17 protein-coding genes are annotated in these 22,880 nt (G+C 33.9%); 1 reads left to right on the forward strand and 16 read right to left on the reverse strand.

Going from position 1 to position 22,880, the window contains the following annotated elements:
• Positions 1-369: 369 nt before the first annotated feature.
• The 9 genes from I130_RS09170 to I130_RS09210 all read right to left on the reverse strand — a co-directional run bounded on the left by I130_RS09170 (position 370) and on the right by I130_RS09210 (position 14,679).
• Positions 370-2,178 (reverse strand): acyl-CoA dehydrogenase family protein, encoded by a 1,809-nt coding sequence (locus I130_RS09170; protein ID WP_034921968.1) that lies wholly within the window; start codon positions 2,176-2,178, stop codon positions 370-372.
• Between the two features lie 75 nt (positions 2,179-2,253).
• Positions 2,254-3,444, reverse strand: coding sequence for an acetyl-CoA C-acyltransferase (locus tag I130_RS09175; RefSeq protein ID WP_034921970.1), 1,191 nt, complete (start codon positions 3,442-3,444; stop codon positions 2,254-2,256).
• 39 nt (positions 3,445-3,483) lie between these two features.
• Positions 3,484-3,831 carry a four helix bundle protein gene (locus tag I130_RS09180; RefSeq protein ID WP_034921972.1) on the reverse strand — a complete coding sequence of 116 codons (348 nt, stop codon included), beginning with the start codon at positions 3,829-3,831 and terminating at the stop codon, positions 3,484-3,486.
• Positions 3,832-3,887: 56 nt separating this feature from the next.
• Complete coding sequence (locus I130_RS09185) at positions 3,888-6,293, reverse strand: 3-hydroxyacyl-CoA dehydrogenase/enoyl-CoA hydratase family protein (RefSeq protein WP_034921974.1); 2,406 nt, start codon at positions 6,291-6,293, stop codon at positions 3,888-3,890.
• A 59-nt stretch (positions 6,294-6,352) separates the two neighbouring features.
• Positions 6,353-6,805 (reverse strand): MarR family winged helix-turn-helix transcriptional regulator, encoded by a 453-nt coding sequence (locus tag I130_RS09190; protein WP_034921975.1) that lies wholly within the window; start codon positions 6,803-6,805, stop codon positions 6,353-6,355.
• Positions 6,806-6,973: 168 nt separating this feature from the next.
• A complete protein-coding gene (locus I130_RS09195) occupies positions 6,974-8,749 on the reverse strand; it encodes an AMP-dependent synthetase/ligase (protein ID WP_034921976.1) in 1,776 nt (591 codons plus the stop codon).
• Positions 8,750-8,867: 118 nt separating this feature from the next.
• On the reverse strand, positions 8,868-12,536 hold the full coding sequence (purL, locus tag I130_RS09200) for a phosphoribosylformylglycinamidine synthase (RefSeq protein ID WP_034921977.1): 3,669 nt from the start codon (positions 12,534-12,536) through the stop codon (positions 8,868-8,870).
• Between the two features lie 141 nt (positions 12,537-12,677).
• Entirely contained in the window at positions 12,678-13,457 is a 780-nt protein-coding gene (locus I130_RS09205; protein ID WP_034921978.1) for an endonuclease I family protein, read from the reverse strand.
• A 10-nt stretch (positions 13,458-13,467) separates the two neighbouring features.
• Entirely contained in the window at positions 13,468-14,679 is a 1,212-nt protein-coding gene (locus I130_RS09210) for an RsmB/NOP family class I SAM-dependent RNA methyltransferase (RefSeq protein ID WP_034921979.1), read from the reverse strand.
• A 73-nt stretch (positions 14,680-14,752) separates the two neighbouring features.
• Between I130_RS09210 and I130_RS09215 the strand changes: the two genes are divergently transcribed.
• Entirely contained in the window at positions 14,753-15,796 is a 1,044-nt protein-coding gene (locus tag I130_RS09215; protein ID WP_034921981.1) for a WD40/YVTN/BNR-like repeat-containing protein, read from the forward strand.
• 75 nt (positions 15,797-15,871) lie between these two features.
• Here the strand turns inward: I130_RS09215 and I130_RS09220 are convergent, their stop codons facing one another.
• The 7 genes from I130_RS09220 to I130_RS09250 form a co-directional block, all read right to left on the reverse strand.
• Positions 15,872-16,324 carry a hypothetical protein gene (locus tag I130_RS09220; protein WP_034921983.1) on the reverse strand — a complete coding sequence of 151 codons (453 nt, stop codon included), beginning with the start codon at positions 16,322-16,324 and terminating at the stop codon, positions 15,872-15,874.
• 3 nt (positions 16,325-16,327) lie between these two features.
• A complete protein-coding gene (locus I130_RS09225; RefSeq protein ID WP_157480564.1) occupies positions 16,328-16,837 on the reverse strand; it encodes a hypothetical protein in 510 nt (169 codons plus the stop codon).
• Positions 16,838-16,875: 38 nt separating this feature from the next.
• Positions 16,876-17,421: an RNA polymerase sigma factor gene (locus I130_RS09230; protein ID WP_034921988.1), complete on the reverse strand. Its 546-nt coding sequence runs from the start codon at positions 17,419-17,421 to the stop codon at positions 16,876-16,878.
• Between the two features lie 395 nt (positions 17,422-17,816).
• A complete protein-coding gene (locus I130_RS09235; RefSeq protein ID WP_034921991.1) occupies positions 17,817-19,640 on the reverse strand; it encodes an ABC transporter ATP-binding protein in 1,824 nt (607 codons plus the stop codon).
• A 9-nt stretch (positions 19,641-19,649) separates the two neighbouring features.
• Positions 19,650-21,380 (reverse strand): phospho-sugar mutase, encoded by a 1,731-nt coding sequence (locus tag I130_RS09240; protein WP_034921992.1) that lies wholly within the window; start codon positions 21,378-21,380, stop codon positions 19,650-19,652.
• 44 nt (positions 21,381-21,424) lie between these two features.
• Complete coding sequence (locus I130_RS09245) at positions 21,425-22,384, reverse strand: glycosyltransferase family 2 protein (RefSeq protein ID WP_034921995.1); 960 nt, start codon at positions 22,382-22,384, stop codon at positions 21,425-21,427.
• 15 nt (positions 22,385-22,399) lie between these two features.
• Positions 22,400-22,879 (reverse strand): DUF4199 domain-containing protein, encoded by a 480-nt coding sequence (locus tag I130_RS09250; protein WP_198012045.1) that lies wholly within the window; start codon positions 22,877-22,879, stop codon positions 22,400-22,402.
• Position 22,880 lies beyond the last annotated feature (1 nt).

The following is a 22,880-nucleotide window of genomic DNA, read 5'->3' on the forward strand; positions in this document are numbered from 1 at the left end:
CTAATAATCATTTTAATTATTAAGGTTTTCGTTATTTAACATATTAAACTTTGAAAACTTAGCAATATTGGGGTATAAAGACTATAAATAAATGAAAACAATATTTTGAATACTGTATTTTAAACAATAATCCATAATTTGTTTAATTATAGATGAATTCCATATAAAACTGAACAATTGTAATGAATAATTATGTGAGAGTAAACTTTCATGGCAGATATCCTTAATGTATATGAATTTCCCCTCTCACTAAATTTTGAGAGATAAAATAAGATTGTCGGTCTAAAATTTCAATAAAATAGGAAAAGCCAATTCTTTTTATAGAATTGGCTTTTAGAAAATTAGTAAAAAGTACTAATTGTATTAAATTTAATAGCAGTATGAGTTTTCTGAAGTTAATTTTTCAGCAATTATATTTCTAAGATTAACAACATTTGGTTGATTGTCATATTTCGTAAAACGTTTAAGTCCCATTAACATCATACGCTGTTCGTCACCTTCAGCAAAAGATACAATTCCTTCTTTTGCTTTTTGGTTTATAATATCTACAGCATGATATAAATATAATTTAGACATTGCAATTTGCTCTTTTTGCGTGTCTTCTCCGAATCTGTTTACATTTTTTTCAGTTCTTAAGATAGCAGATTCTGCCATATAGATCTCAATTAAGATATCTGCAGAAGCCAAAAGCAATTGTTGATGCTCTTCTAATTTCGGCCCAAATTTTTGAACTGCACTTCCAGCTACCATTAAAAATACTTTTTTTAATCTTTTCAATAAATCTTTTTCTTCGGCAAAAAGTACTGAGAAATCTGGTTTATCAAAGGATGGAATTCCGGTAAGTTCTTCTCCTACCTTAGTTGCAGGTCCTAGAAGATCTACATGACCTTTCATTGCTTTTTTAACAAGCATTCCTACCGCTAACATTCTATTTATTTCATTGGTTCCTTCATAGATCCTAGAAATACGAGCATCTCTCCAAGCAGATTCCATAGGAGTATCTGCAGAAAAGCCCATCCCTCCAAAAACCTGTATACCTTCGTCACTACAATTTTGAATATCTTCTGAACAGGCAACTTTTAAAATAGAACATTCAATAGCATATTCTTCTACACCCTTTAATTCTGCTTCAGCATGGGAATTTCCTTCTTCTAATCTTTTACTAATTCTATCTTCAATATTCTTAGCAGCTCTATAAGATGCAGATTCTCCAACATATGCTGAAGTTGCCATTTCTGCTAATTTCAGTTTAATAGCGCCAAACTGTGCGATAGGAGTGTCAAATTGAATTCTGTCATTAGCATATTTTACCGCTTGGTCAGTCACTCTTCTTTGTGCGTCTAAACATGCAGCAGCTAATTTTATACGACCGATATTTAATGCATTCATAGCAATTTTAAAACCATCACCACGTCCTGCAAGCATATTCTCTACAGGTACTTTAGTTTCATTAAAGAAAACTTGACGAGTGGAAGAGGAGTGAATTCCTAATTTTTTTTCTTCTTCACCAAAAGTAATACCATTAGAGGGATCATTTTCAACGATAAAACCTGTAATATTCTTGTCATCTTCAATTCTTGCAAAAACAATAAAAACATTTGCAAATCCTGCATTGGAGATCCACATTTTTTGCCCACTAATACCGTAAGATTTTCCATCTTCAGAAAGTACAGCTTTTGTTTTACCAGAGTTAGCATCACTTCCTGCTCCTGGTTCTGTTAGACAATAAGCTCCAAACCATTCTCCGGTAGCTAATTTTGGAACATATTTTTTCTTTTGCTCTTCTGTACCATATAAGGTAATTGGCATAGTTCCAATTCCTGTATGAGCACCAAAAGCAGTTGCTACAGATCCTGTTGCACCACTAATATAGTCACAAACAAGCATGGTAGAGACAAATCCCATTCCCATTCCGTCATATTCTTCAGGAACAGAAATGCCAAGAAAACCAAGTTCTCCAGCCTTACGCATTATCTCTTCAGTCAAAGCATAATTCTTTTTCTCAAATTCCTCCTTTTTCGGCCAGATTTCACGATCTACAAATTCTTTAACCGAATCTTTCATCATTTTTTGTTCCTCGGTAAAGTCCTCTGGGGTGAAAACATCTTCACTCCTAGTTTCTTTTACCAAAAACTGACCTCCGCGAAGTAATTCCTTATTAGTTGTCTCTGTGCTCATTTTATTTGAATATTAATTTTTTAAAATCAGATCTTAAATTTCTGATGTAAATATTTTTATTTGATTGACTTGATGTTAAGATAAAAACTCATAAACTCCCGCAGCTCCTTGTCCAGTACCAACACACATGGTTACCATTCCATATTTATTCTTTAGATCACGTTTACGCATCTCATCGAATAATTGGACAGATAGTTTTGCACCAGTACAACCAAGTGGGTGTCCCATAGAAATTGCTCCACCATTCACATTTACTCTATCTGGATCTAAACCTAAAGTTCTAACTACAGCTAAAGATTGAGATGCAAACGCTTCGTTTAATTCAATTAGCTCAAGATCATTTTGTTGAAGTCCAGCTTGTTTCAATGCTTTTGGAATAGCCGTAATAGGAGCAACCCCCATAATTCTTGGCTCAATTCCAACAGCGGTATAACTCACCAATCTTGCAATAGGTTCTAGATTAAATTCTTTAACCATTTCTTCACTCATAATCAGTGCAAATGCTGCACCATCACTCATCTGAGAAGAATTTCCAGCAGTTACACTTCCACCATCTGCAAAAACAGGTCTTAATTTGGCAAGAATTTCCTTTGAAGTACCTGCTCTAGGCCCTTCATCTTTATTTACAGTATAGGATCTGGTTTGTTTTTTACCATTTTCATCTACATAAGTTTCATCAACAGTAATAGGCACTATTTGATCCTGGAATCTATCTTCGGCTAAAGCTTTTAAAGATTTTTGATGAGAGTTAAAAGCAAATTCATCTTGATCTTCTCTACTTACTTTATAGTCATTAGCAACTGCTTCTGCAGTAAGTCCCATTCCCCAGTAATAATCTTCATGACCTTGTGCTGCAAGTTTATAGTCTGGAACTGGCTTATATCCACCCATAGGAATATAACTCATGCTTTCTGCACCACCTGCGATAATACAATCTGCCATCCCTGCTTGGATCTTTGCAGATGCTATTGCAATTGTTTCTAATCCAGAAGCGCAATATCTATTTACTGTTACTCCAGGAACCTTTACAGTATCTAATCCCATTAAAGAGATCAATCTACCTACGTTTAATCCTTGTTCAGCTTCCGGCATTGCATTTCCAACAATAACATCGTCTATTCTATCTTTATCAAAATTTGGAAGTTTCTCCATCATATACTGGATGGTTTCCGCAGCTAATTCATCAGGTCTTTTAAATCTGAATACACCACGAGGTGCTTTCCCAACTGCTGTTCTGTATGCTTTTACTATATATGCTGTTTTCATTTTAATAGATTTTAGATTTTAGTACTTAGTATTGAGATTTTATAAGGATTTTTGAAATCCATAATTCATTTTTTGTATCTCAATTATATTTTCAAGTATTGGTTTTATTATGTCTTCTGAAATTAATTTAAGTTCCATAGAAAGCATGAGCTGAGTTTGCAATTCGTAAGAAGAACCATTGGCAATAGAAAGAAAGTGAGCGAATTCTTTTTGTGAATTTCTTCCAGCACCTTCAGCAATATTTGAAGGTATTGAAACTGCACATCTTTTTATCTGAGATATAAGCCCGAATCGTTCATCGGAAGGTAATTCAGCACAAATTTTATAAACTGATTTAGTCAACTCCATAGATTTTCTCCAGATTTTTAAATCTTCAATTTTATGCATTTTCTTTATAATTACTCAATACTCAATGCTCAATGCTCAATACTCATTACTCAATTCTAATTCCTAAGCGGCTTTCCTTTTTTGATCATGTGCTCTAAACGCTCTAAAGTTTTGCGCTCTCCGGTAAGAGAAAGAAATGCTTCACGTTCTAGATCTAGTAAATATTGTTCACTAACATAATTTGCATCAGAAAGATCTCCACCAGCCATAACGTAGGCTAATTTATTAGCGATCTTCTTATCATGCTCGCTTATATACTTTCCTGCAAACATTTGGTCTGTTCCAACATAGAAAGTTCCAAGTGCTTGTTTTCCTAGAACTTTAATATCTGTTCTCTGGATTGGTTGCGTATATCCTGTTTCAGCCATTAGCAATGCATGCTTTTTAGCAATTGCTAATTGTCTATCTGGATTCACTACTACGATATCTTTTCCTTTCTGAAGAATATTTGTATCGAAAGCCTCATATGCAGAAGTAGATACTTTAGCCATTGCAATAGTTAAGAAATGTTCTCTAAGTCTGTTTAACTCTACATCATCCTTGTGGTAAGTGTCTGAAGCTCTTAAGGTCATTTCCTTAGATCCACCACCACCTGGTAGCACACCTACGCCAAATTCTACTAATCCAATATAAGTTTCTGCTGCAGCAACTACCTTATCTGCGTGAAGAGAAAGTTCGCAACCTCCACCCAAAGTCATAGCGTGCGGAGCTGCAACAGTTGGAATAGAAGAATATCTCATTCTCATCATGGTATCCTGGAAATATTTAATAGCCATATTTAGCTCATCATATTCCTGCTCTACAGCCATCATAAAGATCATTCCGATATTTGCTCCCACAGAGAAATTTGCTCCGTTGTTCGCAACTACTAATCCTTGATAATCTTTTTCAGCAATGTCTAATGCTCTATTCAAACCATCTAAAACATCACCTCCAATAGAATTCATTTTACTTTTGAATTCTACATTCAGGATTCCATCGCCAAGATCTTCTACTATTACTCCTGTATTTTTATATACTTCTTTGGATTCTCTAATATTATCTAGAATAATAAAAGCATCCTGTCCAGGAACTTTTACTTGTTCTTTTTTAGGGATATCATAATAGTAAGTATTTCCTTCCTTAACAGTATAGAAACTCTTAATTCCAGAATCTACCATTTCTTTAACCCAAGCAGCAGGTTCTTCACCCTCTGCCTTCATCATTTCAATTCCTTTTTCAACACCTACTGCATCCCAAATTTGGAAAGGACCATGCTCCCAGCCAAAACCAGCTTTCATTGCATCGTCTATTTTATATAATTCATCTGTGATCTCCGGAATTCGATTGGATACATATGCGAAGAGAGCCGATAAATTTTTTCGATAAAACTCCCCGGCTTTATCCTTTCCGCCTATCAATACTTTAAATCTATCTACAACGTTGTCTATAGATTTAGTAAGCTCTAGCGTTGCAAAACTTGCTTTCTTTGCAGATCTATATTCTAGGGTTTTAAGGTCTAGAGACTGAATCTCACTAGAACCATCATCACCCTTTATTTTTTTATAAAAACCTTGACCACTTTTACTCCCTAACCATTGCTTGTCCATCATAGAATCGATGAAATTTGGTAAGGCGAAAAGATCATGTTTTTCATCTGTAGGTACACCTTGATGTAGTCCATTTGCTACATGAACCAAAGTGTCTAAGCCTACAACATCTACCGTTCTAAAAGTGGCAGATTTTGGTCTTCCAATTACGGGACCTGTAAGTTTATCTACTTCCTCTATTGTTAATCCTACCTCATCCACCATATGGAAAAGGCTCATAATACTAAAGATCCCAACTCGGTTACCTATAAATGCAGCAGTGTCTTTTGCTACCACAGATTTTTTTCCTAGGAATTTCTCTCCGTACTCATTCATGAAATCCAGCACTTCTTTTGAAGTTTCTGGTCCAGGAATGATCTCAAATAATCTTAAATAACGAACAGGGTTAAAGAAGTGAGTTCCGCAGAAGTGCTTCTGAAAATCTTCACTTCGACCTTCACTCATTAATTTTATTGGGATACCAGAGGTATTCGAGGAAATTAAAGTTCCCTTTTTACGATGCTTCTCTAATTGTTCAAAAACCTTCTTTTTAATATCAAGTCTTTCTACAACAACTTCTATAATCCAATCTACTTCTGAAACCTTTGAAATATCATCTTCTAAATTCCCAGTATGAATTCTACTTGCGAAAGATTGACTATAAATAGTAGAGGGTTTAGATTTTAAAGAAGCTTGTAAAGAATCATTTACAAGTCTATTTCTTACAACTTTATCTTCTAAGGTTAATCCCTTACTTTTCTCTTTATCTGTAAGTTCACGGGGAACTATATCTAATAACAATACTTCTACGCCAATATTTGCGAAATGACATGCAATCCCGCTTCCCATGATCCCGGAACCTATAATTGCAACTTTATTAATTCTTCTTTTCATATGTAAATTTTAAATAGAAATTGTTTCAGGCAAAACCTGAAATTTATCTTTTGTTATATTTATTTTAAACTTATTTCTTGATTATAGATCTTTTTATTTGAAATAAGATCTGTAATGGAATTAGCTACTTTTATAAAAGTCTTGAGATCTTCTTCACTTACATTTTCCTTTACAGCTTCATCAAATTTTAAAACGACCCCTTTAGAGAATTCTCTCATTTCTTTTCCGAAAATGGTAAGATGGAGCAATACACTTCTTCCGTCGTCTGGATTCCTTTTACGAATAATTAACCCTTTCTCTTCCATAGATTTTAGAATTCGGGATAAACTAGTAGCTTCCATACCCATTTTTGGGCCGAGTGAGGTAGAGGGGGTTCCTTTTTCGGGATCAATACTTAAAAGAGCAAAACCTGTAGCCATAGTACTTCCAGCTTTTCCAGCTTCTTCATTATACATTTTAGAAACGGCCATCCAAGTTGCCCGCAAAACGTAATCGATGGTTTTTTCCTTCATGTGAATATTAGAATGAACCCAAAGTTAAGAAAATTTATTATGCACGCATAATAAATAGCCATTTTTTTTTCATCTATCTAACAATCTGCTTAAAATTACTCTAAATACATAAAAAAACTCCCCTAAAAAGGAGAGTTTAACAATAACTTAATGATATGGATGTTAATTCTATCTTTCGTAAATAGAATTATATAAGTCTAAATATCTTTCTTTAATATTTCTTCGCTTTAATTTCATAGTAGGGGTAAGTTGATCGTTTTCTATACTCCACACTTCAGGAGTAAGTTCGAACTTCTTAATCTTCTCCCAGCTACCAAATTTTTCATTGTAGAAATCTACTTCTTCCTGAAGTCTTGCGATTACTTCCTTATTCTTTACGATCTCTTCATTAGTTTTCCCAATATCAAGATTTTTACGATTTGCCCATTCTTCCACAAACTCAAAATTTGGTTGAATAAAGGCTGCAGGCATTTTTTCGCCCTCGCCAATAACCATAATTTGTTCAATAAAACGAGATTGTTTCATTGTATTCTCGATAATCTGAGGCGCTACATATTTACCACCAGATGTTTTAAACATTTCTTTCTTTCTATCTGTGATCTTTAAGAAACCATCAGCATCAACTTCTCCAATGTCTCCCGTATGAAACCAGCCATCAACATCTATGGCTTCATCTGTTTTTTCTTTGTCTTTATAATAGCCTATCATCAAATTAGGTCCTTTTGTTAGGATTTCTCCATCTTCAGCAATTTTCACTTCTACATTTTCTATCACTCTACCAACTGTTCCAATTTTAAAACCTTTGTCACGCTGATCGTTAACTGCTACTACCGGAGATGTTTCTGTTAATCCATAACCTTCCATAATTGGGATTTCTGCAGCAGCAAAAACTCTCGTAAGTCTAGGTTGAAGGGCTGCGCTTCCAGAAACAATAAGTTCTATATTTCCACCTAATCCATCTTTCCATTTAGAGAAAATCAATTTTCTTGCAAGGCTTAGTTGTGTTTCATACCACCAACCATTAACTCCGTATGGTTCGTATTGTAAACCTAATTCTACTGCCCAATAAAATAATTTTTGTTTAATTCCCCCTAATGCTGTTCCCTTCGCTATAATTTTGTCGTACACCTTTTCTATCACTCGAGGTACTGCAGAAATAACATGCGGCTTAACTTCCTTCAAATTATCACCTAACTTATCGATAGATTCTGCAAAGTAAATGGAGACACTGTAGTATTGATATAAGTAAGAGATCATTCTCTCAAAAATATGGCAGATAGGTAAAAAACTTACCGAGACGTATTTTCCAGTCTCAAATGGAACTCTTTTCCCACTATTTATGACATCACTCACAATATTTTTATGAGAAAGCATAACACCTTTTGGTCTTCCTGTGGTCCCGGAGGTATAAATTATAGTAGCAAGATCGTCCTCTAAAACTGCATCTTTAAGAGCATCTACTTCTTTTTGATTGCTTTCATCTTTCCCCTGCTCAATAATTTCTGACCAGTTTTTACAGGTATCTATGTTATCAAAACTATAAACTTCTTTTAGTTCAGTATTATGTTTAATCGCATTAACCTTATCAAGCACTTCTTTATCTGAAACAAAACAATAAGTTGCACCACTATGATTTAGCACATATTCATAATCCTCCTGAGATATTGTAGGATAAACAGGCACGTTTTGAGCCCCAATTTGTAAAATACCGATATCCATAACATTCCACTCTGTTCTATTGCTAGAGGAGATTAATGCAATTTTATCGTTTGGTTTTACGCCTAGGCGCAATAATCCTCTACTTATAGCATTAGCTTTATCTATATATTGTTGAGTGCTTAAAGCTTCCCATTTGCCATTATATTTTGTAACTAATGCTTTCTCTAATGGATGATTTTCTAATTGGTAGTATGGAAAATCAAAGATGCGTTTAATTTCGATCATGTGGTTGGATAAGATATTCCTTGCAAAATAGCAAAATTGATAGCTATATCAAATGAATCTTATAAAAAAATAAGGGAAATTTTACCTTCCCTTATTAAATTCTAATTATTAATTGAAATTACTTTTTCTCTTTTAGCCATCTGTTCGCATTCAAAAATCCTTCTAACCAAGGTGTTACTTCATCCTGTCTGTCTTTAGGATAGTGTGCCCAGTTCCAAGAAAAAGTAGATCGCTCTAAGTGAGGCATCATAACCAAATGTCTCCCGGTAGTATCTGTTAACATAGCGGTATTGAAATGTGAACCATTTGGATTAGCAGGATATTCCTCATATCCATACTTACCAACAATATTATAACTGCTTTCTTCATAAGGAAAACTGAATTTTCCTTCTCCGTGAGCAGCCCAGATTCCTAGTTTGCTTCCTGCAAGACTAGAAAGCATTACAGAATTGTTCTCTTGAATTTCTACGGAAGTAAAATTACATTCGAATTTATTCGATCTGTTATGAAGCATTTTTGGCTTTTGCTCATGATCTTGATTTATAAGTCCTAATTCTATGAACAATTGGCAACCATTACAAACTCCTAGAGATAAGGTGTCTTCTCTTTTGAAGAAATTGTCTAATGCAGCTTTTGCTTTTTCATTATATAAAAATGCTCCTGCCCAACCTTTTGCACTTCCTAATACATCTGAATTAGAGAATCCTCCAACTGCTGCAATGAATTGAATTTCTTCCAAATTTTCACGACCTGAAATCAAATCGGTCATGTGAACATCTTTTACATCAAAACCTGCTAAGTACATTGCACGAGCCATTTCTCGCTCAGAATTAGAGCCTTTTTCACGAATAATAGCGGCTTTAATTCTTGGGATTCCTTCTTCGATAACAGGTAGTTTCCCTGAAAAATTCTCTGGAAACTTAAATTCTAGTGGCTGATTTTTATAATTATTGAAACGTCGCGTAGCATGATCTGTTCCGCTCTGTTTCTTATCTAGCATAAATGACGTATTATACCAAACATCTCTATAAGTAGGAATGTCAAAATCGAATGAATCGTTTCCATTGATCACAGAAACTATATCTCCTTCAGTTGGAGTTCCAATTTTATAGAATTGGATATTGTTTTCATTTAAAACTGCTTCAACTGAAGTATCCTTTGCTTGAAAGATAATTCCGCAGTTCTCATTGAAAAGCAACTTAACCGAATCTTTTTCATTTAATGATGAGAGATCTAATTTTGCACCTCTATTCACTTCAGAAAAACACATTTCTAATAAAGTGGTAATCAATCCACCCGAAGCAACATCATGTCCTGCAAGAATTTTACCTTCAGAAATTAAATTTTGAACCGTATTAAAAGTATTTACAAAGTTCTCTGAATTTTTAATAGTAGGAACTTCTGTTCCTACTTTATTATGAGTTTGAGCAAAAGAACTTCCGCCCAATTTAAATATATCTTGGGAAATATTAATATAATAAATATCGCCTTCTGGCTGCAGGACAGGCTCTACAACTTTTGTAATGTCTTTACAATGTCCAGCTGCAGAAATAATTACCGTTCCTGGAGAGATCACCTCACTACCATCCTCACTGTATTTTTGCTTCATAGATAGAGAATCCTTACCAGTTGGCACATTTATTCCTAACTCTATCGCAAAATCTGATACTCCTTGAACAGCTTCATATAGTCTTGCATCTTCCCCTTCATTATTACAAGGCCACATCCAGTTTGCAGACAAGGAAATAGATTTTAAACCTTGCTCCATTGGTGCCCAAATAATATTGGTAAGTGCCTCTGCAATAGAATTTCTAGAACCTGCCACTGGATCTATCAATGCAGAAATAGGGGAGTGCCCAAGTGAAGTTGCTACACCTTCTTTTCCATTGTAATCTAATGCCATAACCCCACAATTATTAAGGGGTAATTGCAATGCTCCGGCGGTTTGCTGTTTTGCAACCCTTCCGGTAACACATCTATCTACTTTATTTGTTAACCAGTCCTTACAAGCCACTGCTTCTAACTGAAGCACCTGCTCTAAGTAATTGTATATTTTATCTTGAGAATAATTTAATTCCTTATAATTTCTCTGTACAGTATTATCTGTCATAATTGTTTTTGGAGAACTTCCAAACATATCTTCCAATTTAAGATCCATCGGTTTCTCACCGGTGGTCTTACTTTTGAACATAAAATTATGATCTTCTGTTACTTCTCCTACATCATACATTGGAGCTCTTTCCCGTTCAGATACACGTTTTAAGACATCCATGTCTTTTTTAGGAATAATTAAACCCATTCGCTCTTGAGACTCATTCCCTATAATTTCTTTAGCTGAAAGCGTTGGATCTCCAACAGGTAATTTATCCAGATCTATATTTCCACCAGTTTCTTCCACCAATTCACTCAAACAATTCAAGTGTCCACCTGCACCATGATCATGAATAGAAACTATAGGATTTGTTTCACTTTCTACCATACCTCTTATGGCATTGGCAGCACGTTTTTGCATTTCTGGATTGGCACGCTGTACAGCATTTAGTTCAATCCCACTGCTAAACTCTCCAGTATCTGCGGAAGAAACTGCTGCTCCACCCATTCCAATTCGATAATTATCACCACCAAGCACAACAATTTTATCACCTTTTTTAGGTACATCTTTTATAGCCTGATCGGCTTTTCCGTATCCAATTCCTCCTGCAAGCATAATCACTTTATCATATCCTAAGAAGCGATTTTCTTCAGCATGCTCGAATGTGAGAACAGAACCAGTAATTAAAGGTTGTCCAAATTTATTCCCAAAATCTGAAGCTCCATTAGAAGCTTTTATAAGAATATCCATGGGAGTTTGATATAGCCATTTACGCTCTTCAGTGGCTTTTTCCCATTCTTTAGTTCCATCTAAACGAGAGTAAGAAGTCATGTAAACCGCAGTTCCAGCTAAAGGAAGAGATCCTTTTCCACCTGCCAATCTATCTCTAATTTCTCCGCCGCTCCCAGTAGCAGCACCATTAAAAGGCTCTACAGTTGTTGGAAAGTTATGGGTTTCAGCTTTTATGGATATAACAGAATCGAAATCTGTATTCTGATAAAAATCTGGTTTATCTGGAGTTTTTGGTGCAAATTGCTCTACTCTTGGTCCTTTTACAAAAGCTACATTATCTTTATATGCCGAAACGATATCGTTAGGATTAACTTCCGAAGTCTTTCTGATCATTTTGAAAAGAGAAAATGGTTTTTCTTTTCCATCTATCACAAATGTTCCATTAAAAATCTTATGACGGCAATGTTCTGAATTCACCTGTGAGAATCCGAATACTTCAGAATCTGTTAAAGGTCTTTCGAGTTTAACAGATAATTCTTCTAAATATTTTACCTCTTCATCATTAAGAGCCAAGCCTTCCTGTTTATTAAAAGCATGAACATCTTTGATTTCTAAAACGGATTTCGGTTTTGAATTTACCGTAAATATCTCTTGATTTAGACCTTGATATTTCTGTGAAATCATAGGGTCAAAATCATGGAAATGAGAGTCGACTTTTAAAAACTCCTCAGTTCTAATTATTCCTGAAATTCCCATCGTTTGGGTGATTTCTACGGCATTGGTACTCCAGGGAGAAACCATAGCGGCTCGGGGACCAACAAAAAAATCTGCCAGTGCAGATTTGTTAAGTAGTTGAGCGTCGCCAAAAAGCCAGTCTAATTTTGAAATATTTTGAGCAGATAAGGAAGAGTGCGTTTGCACAGCATAAACCTTTGAGGTTTGTGTTCCGAAGAATAGGATCATTCTAAGTTTTTTTGTGTGTTGATGTGAGCACAAAAATAACTTTTTTAGAGAGACTTATTAGCCTAAATTCAAATTATTACAAATAGCTTATTGACTATATTTATCGTAAAAAGCTAATTATAAAACCTTATAATTTGTGTGTTATTTCCAATTATTTTCAGCCGTAGTGCCACCCCAAATTAGAGACGCTAAATATGGATTGTCTATAAATGGATTTCGATTTCCTTGAGCTTTGAATATGACTTCATTTCTCTGAATTTCAATTGTCGAGACTGGATCTTGGGCGTTCCACCTCAAGAATAACTCTAATTTACCCACAGATGTAAAATCTTCGTTATATCTCAAATTCAAATAGAAAATCATTCGAGCCACATCTCCAACCCACTCATCTCCAGGATACCAAGAATTGTTAGAGACCAATTTATATTTTCCGCTCCCTGAGGTAAAGCGATAATTTTTTCTTTGAGCATTGATTTTAATGTCTGCGGTTCGCAAATGGTGAAGATCTGCTTCTGCAGTATTTTCTATAAAAGAGCGAGGATAAATATGCTCTGTATTAAAAGTTTGAGGTTTGTGCTTATTACTACCAGAATAAAACTCTCTTTTATCTCGACTCTCCCCAGAGTAGATCAACAAAACATTTCTTGTATTCGAAGGATCTTCGTCTGCCAAATACAAAAACTGATGTCTTTCAAAATATTCTAGAAATCGAGTGTGTTTTGCAATTGTAGTAATTGCGAGATCTTCTTTTAAATCATCTCCTGTAAGACCAAAATCTACCTTATTATAATAGTTTTTTAGTTCAGTAGGGATATGTAGTTCTTCAAAATTCTCAAGAGCAATTTCTGAATTTTTATTTTCAGTTTTGCATCCCGAAAGGATTAGTAAGGGAAATAGTAAATAAAACACCCTAATTCCCATCACTTAATTCTTAGTTTTTCTGAAGAAGTGCCATATAAAATCCATCATAACCAGATTCTGATGATAGTAATTTCCTGTCTTTAATCAATTTAAAATCTTTTCCGTGTTCACTGGAAAGAAATTTTTCTACTTGTTCTTGATTTTCTGATGGTAAAATAGAACAGGTTGCATAAACTAATTTTCCGCCATCCTTTACTATTCTAGAATACGTATTTAAAATTTCGGCTTGCGTATTTTTGATTTTTTCAATAAACTCTGGTTGAAGTTTCCATTTTGCATCCGGGTTTCTGCTTAGAACTCCCAAACCACTACAAGGAGCATCAATAAGTACGCGGTCTGCAGTTCCATAAAGTTTTTTGATGACCTTGGTAGATTCTATAGCTCTTGGATCTATATTGTGAGCATGTGCTCTTTTTGCTCTTCTTTTAAGTTCCTTTAATTTATTCTCATAAATATCAGTCGCTATAATTTGCCCTTTATTTTCCATTAAAGCAGCAATGTGAAGGGTTTTTCCTCCGGCACCCGCACAAGTATCTACAACTCTCATTCCTGGCTTTACATCTAGAAATTCTGCTACTAATTGAGAATTAGCATCCTGAACTTCGAAAAAGCCCTTTTTAAAGGCCTCCGTTCTAAAAACATTAGATCGTTCCTCCAACTGTAATGCATAAGGATAACCTTTTACAGGCTCTGCCTTAATTCCTTCGTCATTTAATAGACTTCTTAAATTGTCTCTTGTGGTGTTTAAGGTATTTACCCTAAGAACAACTGGAGCTTGTTCATTTAGTGCGTGGATCTCTTTTTCCCAAACCTTTTCGCCTAATTCTTTAACTCCTAATTCATCCATCCAATCTGGAATAGACTCTTTGTACTTTCTTATTTTGCTAAGCTCATCAAACTTTCCTTTGATCTTTCTGCTGGGAGTAGGCTCAATTTGTTTCCAATCTGGAAGAGTAACCCCTCTCAAAGTGGCCCAAACAGCAAAGACTCTGAATAAATTCTCTCTGGAATATGGCGCTTTAACTTCAGCAATTTCAGTATATAGTCGTTTCCATCGTACAATTTCGTAAACAGTTTCTGCAATAAAACTTCTATCACGGGAACCCCAACGCTTATCGCGTTTTAGTGTTTTCTCAATTACTTTATCGGCATAGTTTCCTTCATTGAAGATATCTGATAATGCATCGATGGTTGCAAAGACTAAATTTCGGTGTAAACGCATAGTTTAATTTTAAGGTGGCAAAGGTACTCAATTTTGACGTCGATTATTTTATATTTGAATCAAATTCTTATAGATGAAACTATTCTACCTTATTGGTCTGTTATTAGTAATTAGTTGTAATTCCAAAGAGAAGAAATCTGCTCCTTCTTTTTTTACTTCAGTTGAAGTGCATACAATATTAGAAGACTCTATTAGCGTGAGAGCTATTGAGCTGATGGGAAATAATTTAGCTTTTGCAGCAAATAATGGGATGTATGGGATGTACGATTCCCAAAAACAAATCTGGAAAACCAATGTTCAAAAGTATGATACTCTCGCTCCAGAGTTTCGTGCGGTGGCAAGTACCTCTACAGATTTTTTTATGCTAAGCGTTGCAGATCCAGCACTTTTATACAAAACAGGTGATTCTGGAAAAATGGAATTAGTGTACAAGGAAGAAAATGAAAAAGTGTTTTATGATGCTATGTCTTTTTGGAATGATGAAGAAGGAATTGCCATGGGAGATCCCGTGGAAAATTGTCTTTCTATAATTATAACCAGAGATGCTGGTAAAACATGGAATAAAATTGCGTGCGAAAATTTACCCGCTGCGGAAGAAGGAGAAGCGGCATTTGCTGCAAGCAATTCTAATATTGCTATACAAGGAAATAAAACTTGGATCTTATCTGGTGGTATGAAATCTCGAATATTTTTCTCTGCAGATAAAGGTGAAACTTGGGAGGTATACGAAACTCCAATTATTCAAGGTTCTGCTACGCAGGGAGGTTATAGTTTAGACTTTTACGATGAAAATAGAGGTTTCATTATTGGTGGTGATTATACTAAGCCTGATGAAAATCAATCTAATAAAGCAATTACTATAGACGGTGGAAAGACTTGGGAATTAGTTGCGGTGGGGCAGGAGCCAGGTTACAAAAGTAGCGTGAGGTATGTGCCGGGAAAAAACGGAAATGAATTGGTTGTTGTAGGATTTACAGGGATCTCCTATTCTAAGGATGCTGGTAAAAAATGGAAAAATTTATCCTCTGAAGGATTTTACACAATTCGATTTTTAAACGATTCTACAGCCTATGCCGCAGGAAAAAATAGAATTGCAATATTAAAATTTAAGAAATAAGTCTAAAAGCGAAAATCCGGATCGCGAGATCCGGAAATTCTAACTAACCAACCAAAACTTATTTTTATTTTATTTCTAATTTCTTTTTCGTTCCCCTTCTTTGCGGTCTCTATATTCCTTCCAAAGTTTTTTGTTAAAATCTGACTCTAATTTTTGAAGTTTAATAATTTCTTTTGCAGAGATTATCTTTTTAAGATCTGAAAACAGTAATTTTTTAATTTGATATTCTTCGTTTTCAATATCTTGATATTCTTTAATCAATTTTTCAGCCTCATTCTCAGTGAGTGTTTCAATATTATCAATTTCATCATGCTCTCTTCTGCGTAAATCCATTTTTTTACATTCATAATTGTTATAAATAGGCCAGAATTTTTGAGCCAATTCAGGATCCATTTTCATTTCCTGAGTTATAAATGCCACTTTCATAGCTTTAATTTGTTTTCTGTGATCTTCTTTATCCTTGCTGTTTTGAGCTTGAATTCCAAAAAAGCTTATAAAGAGTATTATTATAAGTGTAACTTTTTTCATATTTTATTCTAAAATTAAACCTGAATCTTCTACATTTTCATTCAGATATTCAAAAACCGCTTGATCGTTAAGACTGTAAGAATCAAAGTTGTCCATTATTAATCCTTCTTCATAAATAAGGTTGGAAATATCGTTATAATCCAAATCCTCATCTTCGATATACTGCTCCATTGCAGCGTAATCTAAATTATTTAAATCTGAAGCTTGTGGAGATTTCAATAATACAGTACTAAATAATATCAAAAATATCGCTGCTATTGAAGCTGCATAATAAACTTTCTTTCTAGAAAATAATTTTATTAATTTTCCTCTTGTGCTTTCAGCATTTACTCTTTCCTGAATTTTTCCTTCTATAGTTTCAAAATAGTCGGTAGGTACTAGAAAACCGGGTTTGATATTTTTCAAACTGTCAGAAGAGATTTCCAATTTCTCAAATAAATTAGATTCAAAATCGTCCATATAATTATTGGGGATCTTAAAACCAGATTTCTTTTTATATTTCTCTAAATTCATTTTCATGTAATAATTAGACTCAAATTCTTTAGCAAGGTTTAATCCATTTTTAAATATTCTTCAATCTTTTTTACAGCAATATGATAAGATGCCTTAAGTGCCCCTTCACTGGTGCCTAAAATATCTGAAATTTCTCGATATTTTAATTCTTGAAAATATTTCATATTAAAGACTAATTGTTGTTTCTCGGGGAGAGTTGCAATAGCTTTTTGAAGTTTAAGCTGAATTTCATCTCCTTCAAAATAAACATCACTTTCTAAATTTTCAATTAAATTCTTCTGAAGTTCTTCTGAATTTAAATGAACGCGTTTAGACTTATTATTTAAAAAAGTTAAGGATTCATTAGTTGCAATACGGTACATCCAGGAATAAAGTTGGCTGTCTCCTTTAAAACTATGTACATTCTTAAAGATCTTAATAAATGTGTTTTGAAGGATATCATCTGTATCGTCATGATCTTTAACTATATTCCTAATATGCCAATACAAGCGTTCTTTATATTGCGTAACCAATTCACCAAAAGCTTTTTTAAGAGTATTAGGATCTTTAAGTCTTTGAATTAATATTTCTTCTTCTAATTTCAAAAAATAGAATTGTTTATAATTAATGTATTAAAATTAGCGGACTTGTTGAGTAAAAATTTAAAATTTTCGTAGGAATTATGTAGGAAATTTTATTAGTCTTAACGACTAAGTACATTATTTTTAGGTTAACTACATTATTTGTTTGGTGAATCCAGTTTTTCTTATATCTTTGAAGTGTTAATATTATTTAATCTTTTTTTGCCCCAAAGATTATAAATTGAATTAAACCTAAGTTTTCATTTCCCCAAAGTGAAAACTAATTTAAAAAAAGGATGAACCTACTTCATCCTTTTTTTTATTCCAAAAAGTTAATATTGTAAAGCAGCTTATTTCCTTTATCTAATTGTTAACCTAAATTGTGAAATTTCTAGTTTTTCTTAAATCTTTAATTAATATTATTCGAAAGACTGCATATCTACTAGCTTTCTATATGTTCCATTTTTAAGCAGAAGTTCAGTATGTTTTCCTTGCTCTACAATTTCTCCTTTTTGCATTACCACAATTAGATCTGCATTTTGAATCGTTGATAGCCTGTGGGCTATTACTATGGATGTTCGATTTTTCATCATATTTTCCAATGCATTCTGAACCAATTTTTCACTTTCGGTATCTAATGCCGAAGTTGCTTCATCTAGAATCATGATTGGTGGATTTTTAAGAACCGCTCTTGCTATGGAAAGTCTTTGTTTTTGGCCACCACTTAATTTATTACCGCTATCTCCAATATTGGTGTCCAAGGCTTTAGGTAAATCCTTTACAAATTCCCAAGCATTAGCTATTTTTAAAGCTTCAATAATCTCCTCCTCTGTAGCATTGGTTTTACCTAAGGCTACATTATCTCTTATAGAATCATTAAATAAAATAGAATCTTGAGTCACCAATCCCATAAGATCTCGTAGCGACCTTTTTGTGATCTCACGGATATCTACTCCATCAACCTTTATACTTCCAGAGTTTACATCGTAAAAGCGGGTTACAAGGTTCGCAATTGTAGATTTTCCGCTACCAGACTGTCCCACTAAAGCAACAGTGCTTCCTTTTGGCACATTTAAGCTGAAATTCTTAAGTACTAATTCATCTTCATACTTAAAGTCAATATTTTTTATTTGTACATTAGAATTAAAACCAGTTGCAACTACGGCTTTTTTGGAATCGACTATAGTAGAAGGAGTTTCTAATACCTCGATAATCCTTTCTGCGGCTGCATTCCCTTTTTTGACAGAATATGTAGCTTTAGATATTTGTTTTGCTGGGGTTAAAATATTGTATGCTAATCCTAGAAAAGCGATAAAGGAGGCTGCATCTAAAGAGCCTTCAATTAAAACCATATTCCCACCAAACCAAAGAATGATCACTATTACAAAGATCCCTAAAAATTCGCTGGTTGGTGAGGCTAAATTCTGCCTGTTTATTAAACTGTTTAGGATAGTATTAAGTCTATTTGTAGAATCCTCAAATTTCTTCTGAAATTTATTTTCAGCATTAAAACCTTTTACAATTTTAAGACTAGAAAGTGTTTCTTCTACTATAGATAAGAAATGCCCATTTTCTTCTTGAGCCTTTTGAGATTTTTTCTTTAGCGTTTTACCAATCAAGGAAATAATAAATCCTGAAATTGGTAGAAAAATGAAAACAAAAATCGTGAGTTCAGCACTCAACATCAACATTGCTATAATAGTAAATATAATAGTTAGCGGTTCTCTAACTATTAGTTCTAGAATAGAAAGGAAAGATGTCTGTACTTCGTTCACATCTGCAGTAATTCTAGAAATGGTATCTCCTTTTTTCTTTTCAGAAAAATAAGAGATTGGTAAATGAAGAATCTTATTATATAGGGCATTTCTAACATCCTTTAGAACTCCATTTCTTAGAAATGTAATAAAAAATGCTGCTAGATATCCAAATAGATTTTTTAGGAAAAATAAGATCACTACAATTCCGCAGATAAATACTAATGCAGAAATTTCATCTTCAATTACCCTTAGGGTGACATTGTAGTTGAAATAATCTACTAAATAGTCTTTGATGCTAGCTATACCATCGTATTCAGGTTTTAATAAAACTCTTTTGCTCTTATCGAATAAGATTTGAATAACTGGTATAAGGGCAATAAATGAAAGTGTGCTAAAAAGCGCATAAAAGATATTACAAATTATATTTAAAAATGCGAAACGTTTATAAGGTCTCGCATATTCAAGGATTTTTCTAAAATAGGTCATTCGTTTATATTAATCTACCTGAAGATCTGCTCTTATTCCGGCAATTTTTTGTTGTAGTAATTTTTGTGCTTTTTCAAAATCCTCTGAAGATTTTAATTCCTCATTGACGCTGATATAAAATTTTATCTTTGGCTCAGTACCACTTGGTCTCGCAGCTATTTTTGAACCTTCCTCTGTATAATAGATTAAAACATTGGATTTAGGAAGATCTATTACAGTTTCTGTATGATCCTGTTTATTTTTAGAGATAGAAGATTGATAATCTTCTATAAGTACCACTTTTTCTCCATTGATTTCTTTTAATGGATTCTCTCTAAGATCTACCATCATTTGCTTGATCTGCGATTCTCCCTCTATGCCTTTTTTTACCAAAGAGATTAACTCTTCTTTATAAAAACCAAACTCCGTATAGAGTTCTATAAGTTGCTTATAAAAAGAACTGCCATTTTCTTTCATTTGCGCTGCAATTTCGCAAGCGAGTAGGGTAGCGGTAGTTGCATCTTTGTCTCTTACAAAGTCTCCTACCATATATCCAAAACTCTCTTCACCACCACCAACAAAGTGCATTTCTGGACGATCTTTAATCATTTTAGCGATCCACTTGAATCCAGTTAACACCTCCTGATATTGCGCACCATATGCTTGAGTGATATTTTTAAGCATTGGTGTAGATACTATTGTGGAAGCCACAAAGGAATTTTGGTTTAATTCATTTCTCTTTTTCCATTGCTCCAATAAGAACCACGTCATTACTACCATAGTTTGATTCCCATTAAGTAATAGCAGTTCATTATTTAAATCTCTTACAGCTATTCCCAAACGATCTCCATCAGGATCTGTTCCTATCACAATATCTGCATTTTCCTTTTCAGCAAGTTTTATAGCCAATTTTAAGGCTTCAGGTTCTTCTGGATTAGGGGATTTTACTGTAGGAAAATTGGAATCCGGTGCTGATTGTTCTTTAACTAAATAAACATTCTCATAACCAGCTTTTTTTAAAACTTGAGGAGTTGCAGTACTCGAAGCTCCATGTAGTGAAGTAAAAACTATTTTTAAATTTTCTTTTGCTGAAGTAGAAGTGCCAAAACTTCCGTTTTTTACTGAAGCAGTTTGAAAAGCCTCGTCCACTTCTTTATCTATATATTCAATTAATTCAGGTTTTGATTCAAATTTTATTTCAGAGTAATCTAAAGACTCAATTTCTTCAATGATTTTGGTGTCTTGTGGCGGAACTAATTGTCCACCGTCTTTCCAGTATACTTTATAACCATTGTATTCAGGAGGATTATGACTTGCTGTAAGTACAATTCCGCAGTGACAATCCAAATGCTTTACTGCAAAAGACAATTCTGGAGTTGGTCTTAATTCAGAAAAAAGAAAAACTTTTATTCCATTTGCTGAAAAAATATCGGCAACTATTTGTGCGAATTCTTTACTATTTTTTCTACAATCGTATGCAATTACAGCCCGAATTTCTTCACCTTCAAATTCTCTTTTAAGATAATTGGAAAGACCTTGCGTATTTTTTCCTAAAGTATATTTATTGATCCTATTTGGACCCGCACCCATAACCCCACGCATTCCTCCAGTTCCAAATTCAGCATTTTTATAAAAGCTTTCCTCCAGTTCTTGTGGATTATTTTCTATGAGATTATTTACTTGAGTGTGTGTCTCTTTATCAAAAGTATCGGTTAGCCAAAGTTTTGCTTTAGAAAGGATATCGGATTTTATTTGAGTCATGAGATAAAATTTTAATCAAAAATAGCGAATAATGCGGAAAGTGTTTATTGGATTCCAGTAGTTTTACTTATTAAATACCTTTCGGTGTCTCGTCTACTTCTTAGTATTAGCTCGCCTAAAAATCCTGCAAGGAAGAATTGAGTACCTATCACCATCAAAATTAGAGAGATAAAAAACCAAGGATTTTGGGTGACTAATATATTTGGTAACTGGTGATAAAGTTTATAAAGTTTGGAAATCCCAATCCATGCTGCAGCAGAGAATCCAAAAAAGAACATGAGTACTCCAAGTGCGCCAAATAGGTGCATTGGTCTTTTGCCGAATTTAGATAAGAACCAGATACTAATAAGGTCTAGAAATCCGTTAATAAACCTATCCATTCCAAATTTGGTCTTCCCGTATTTTCTGGCCTGATGTTGTACTTCTTTTTCTGTAATGTTGCTGTAGCCTGCATTTTTAGCCAAAACAGGAATGTATCTGTGCATTTCTCCATACACATCAATATTTTTTACTACTTCTTTTTTATAAGCTTTAAGTCCGCAATTAAAATCGTGAAGCTTAACTCCTGAAGTTTTTCTTGCAGCAGCATTAAAAAGTTTGGATGGTAGATTTTTGCTAAGTAAAGAATCATATCTTTTCTTTTTCCAGCCTGAAACCAAATCGAAATGTTCTTTCTGAATAAGGTCGTAAAGTTCAGGAATCTCTTCAGGATTATCCTGAAGATCTGCATCCATGGTAATTATAACGTCGCCTGTAGCTTCTAAAAATCCGGCATGTAAAGCTTGAGATTTTCCGTAATTCCTGTTGAATTTAATTCCTTTTACATTGGTATCTTGAACAGAAAGCTGAGAAATGCTTTTCCACGAGCCATCTGTACTACCATCATCTATAAAAATTATTTCATAAGAATAGGAATTGGATTGCATCACAGATACAATCCAATTATATAACTCTGTTAAAGATTCTTCCTCATTTAATAGAGGAATTACTATAGATAGTTGCATTCAATATTATTTAGACTATCCTTCCATAGGATTTTTATTCTTCATTATAAGCCCTACGATTAAGGAAATAATCAATCCAAAAAACAAGTTTCCAACTAGTGATAATGCAAATGCTATTGGAGGTGAGCTAAGTTTAGATGTCATTCCCATAGCTGCATCAATTTGAGCTTCTGACATATCTGGTTGTGCCTCTATCATTTTTTCACGTGTTGTTTCCATCACATCATTCATGAGATTCGGTTCAATATAAGTTGTAAGTGCAAAAGTCCAAATAGCAGCAATTATACCTCCTATAACAGCAACACCAATTCCAACCTTTAGTGCTTCCGATAAACTAAGAAAACCACCATTTTCAGCTTTAAAGGCTTTAATTGCAAGAGTAACCAGCACTATAACAATTAAGTACGAAATAATTCCATAAGTAATACTTGGATCAAGATATACGTTAGTTACATACATGATAACTCCATAAATCACAGAAATAATTCCGAGCATG

It is taken from the genome of Gillisia sp. CAL575, assembly GCF_000403785.1.
Lineage (GTDB): Bacteria > Bacteroidota > Bacteroidia > Flavobacteriales > Flavobacteriaceae > Gillisia.

What these genes read in the sequence shown, in the direction of transcription:
- I130_RS09250 (WP_198012045.1), bottom strand. Translation starts at nt 22,879, where the DNA reads ATGCTCGGAATTATTTCTGTGATTTATGGAGTTATCATGTATGTAACT.
- I130_RS09245 (WP_034921995.1), bottom strand. Translation starts at nt 22,384, where the DNA reads ATGCAACTATCTATAGTAATTCCTCTATTAAATGAGGAAGAATCTTTA.
- I130_RS09215 (WP_034921981.1), top strand. Translation starts at nt 14,753, where the DNA reads ATGAAACTATTCTACCTTATTGGTCTGTTATTAGTAATTAGTTGTAAT.
- I130_RS09185 (WP_034921974.1), bottom strand. Translation starts at nt 6,293, where the DNA reads ATGAAAAGAAGAATTAATAAAGTTGCAATTATAGGTTCCGGGATCATG.
- I130_RS09210 (WP_034921979.1), bottom strand. Translation starts at nt 14,679, where the DNA reads ATGCGTTTACACCGAAATTTAGTCTTTGCAACCATCGATGCATTATCA.
- I130_RS09180 (WP_034921972.1), bottom strand. Translation starts at nt 3,831, where the DNA reads ATGCATAAAATTGAAGATTTAAAAATCTGGAGAAAATCTATGGAGTTG.
- I130_RS09190 (WP_034921975.1), bottom strand. Translation starts at nt 6,805, where the DNA reads ATGAAGGAAAAAACCATCGATTACGTTTTGCGGGCAACTTGGATGGCC.
- I130_RS09240 (WP_034921992.1), bottom strand. Translation starts at nt 21,380, where the DNA reads ATGACTCAAATAAAATCCGATATCCTTTCTAAAGCAAAACTTTGGCTA.
- I130_RS09195 (WP_034921976.1), bottom strand. Translation starts at nt 8,749, where the DNA reads ATGATCGAAATTAAACGCATCTTTGATTTTCCATACTACCAATTAGAA.
- I130_RS09225 (WP_157480564.1), bottom strand. Translation starts at nt 16,837, where the DNA reads ATGAATTTAGAGAAATATAAAAAGAAATCTGGTTTTAAGATCCCCAAT.
- I130_RS09235 (WP_034921991.1), bottom strand. Translation starts at nt 19,640, where the DNA reads ATGACCTATTTTAGAAAAATCCTTGAATATGCGAGACCTTATAAACGT.
- I130_RS09205 (WP_034921978.1), bottom strand. Translation starts at nt 13,457, where the DNA reads ATGGGAATTAGGGTGTTTTATTTACTATTTCCCTTACTAATCCTTTCG.
- I130_RS09220 (WP_034921983.1), bottom strand. Translation starts at nt 16,324, where the DNA reads ATGAAAAAAGTTACACTTATAATAATACTCTTTATAAGCTTTTTTGGA.
- I130_RS09175 (WP_034921970.1), bottom strand. Translation starts at nt 3,444, where the DNA reads ATGAAAACAGCATATATAGTAAAAGCATACAGAACAGCAGTTGGGAAA.
- purL (WP_034921977.1), bottom strand. Translation starts at nt 12,536, where the DNA reads ATGATCCTATTCTTCGGAACACAAACCTCAAAGGTTTATGCTGTGCAA.
- I130_RS09170 (WP_034921968.1), bottom strand. Translation starts at nt 2,178, where the DNA reads ATGAGCACAGAGACAACTAATAAGGAATTACTTCGCGGAGGTCAGTTT.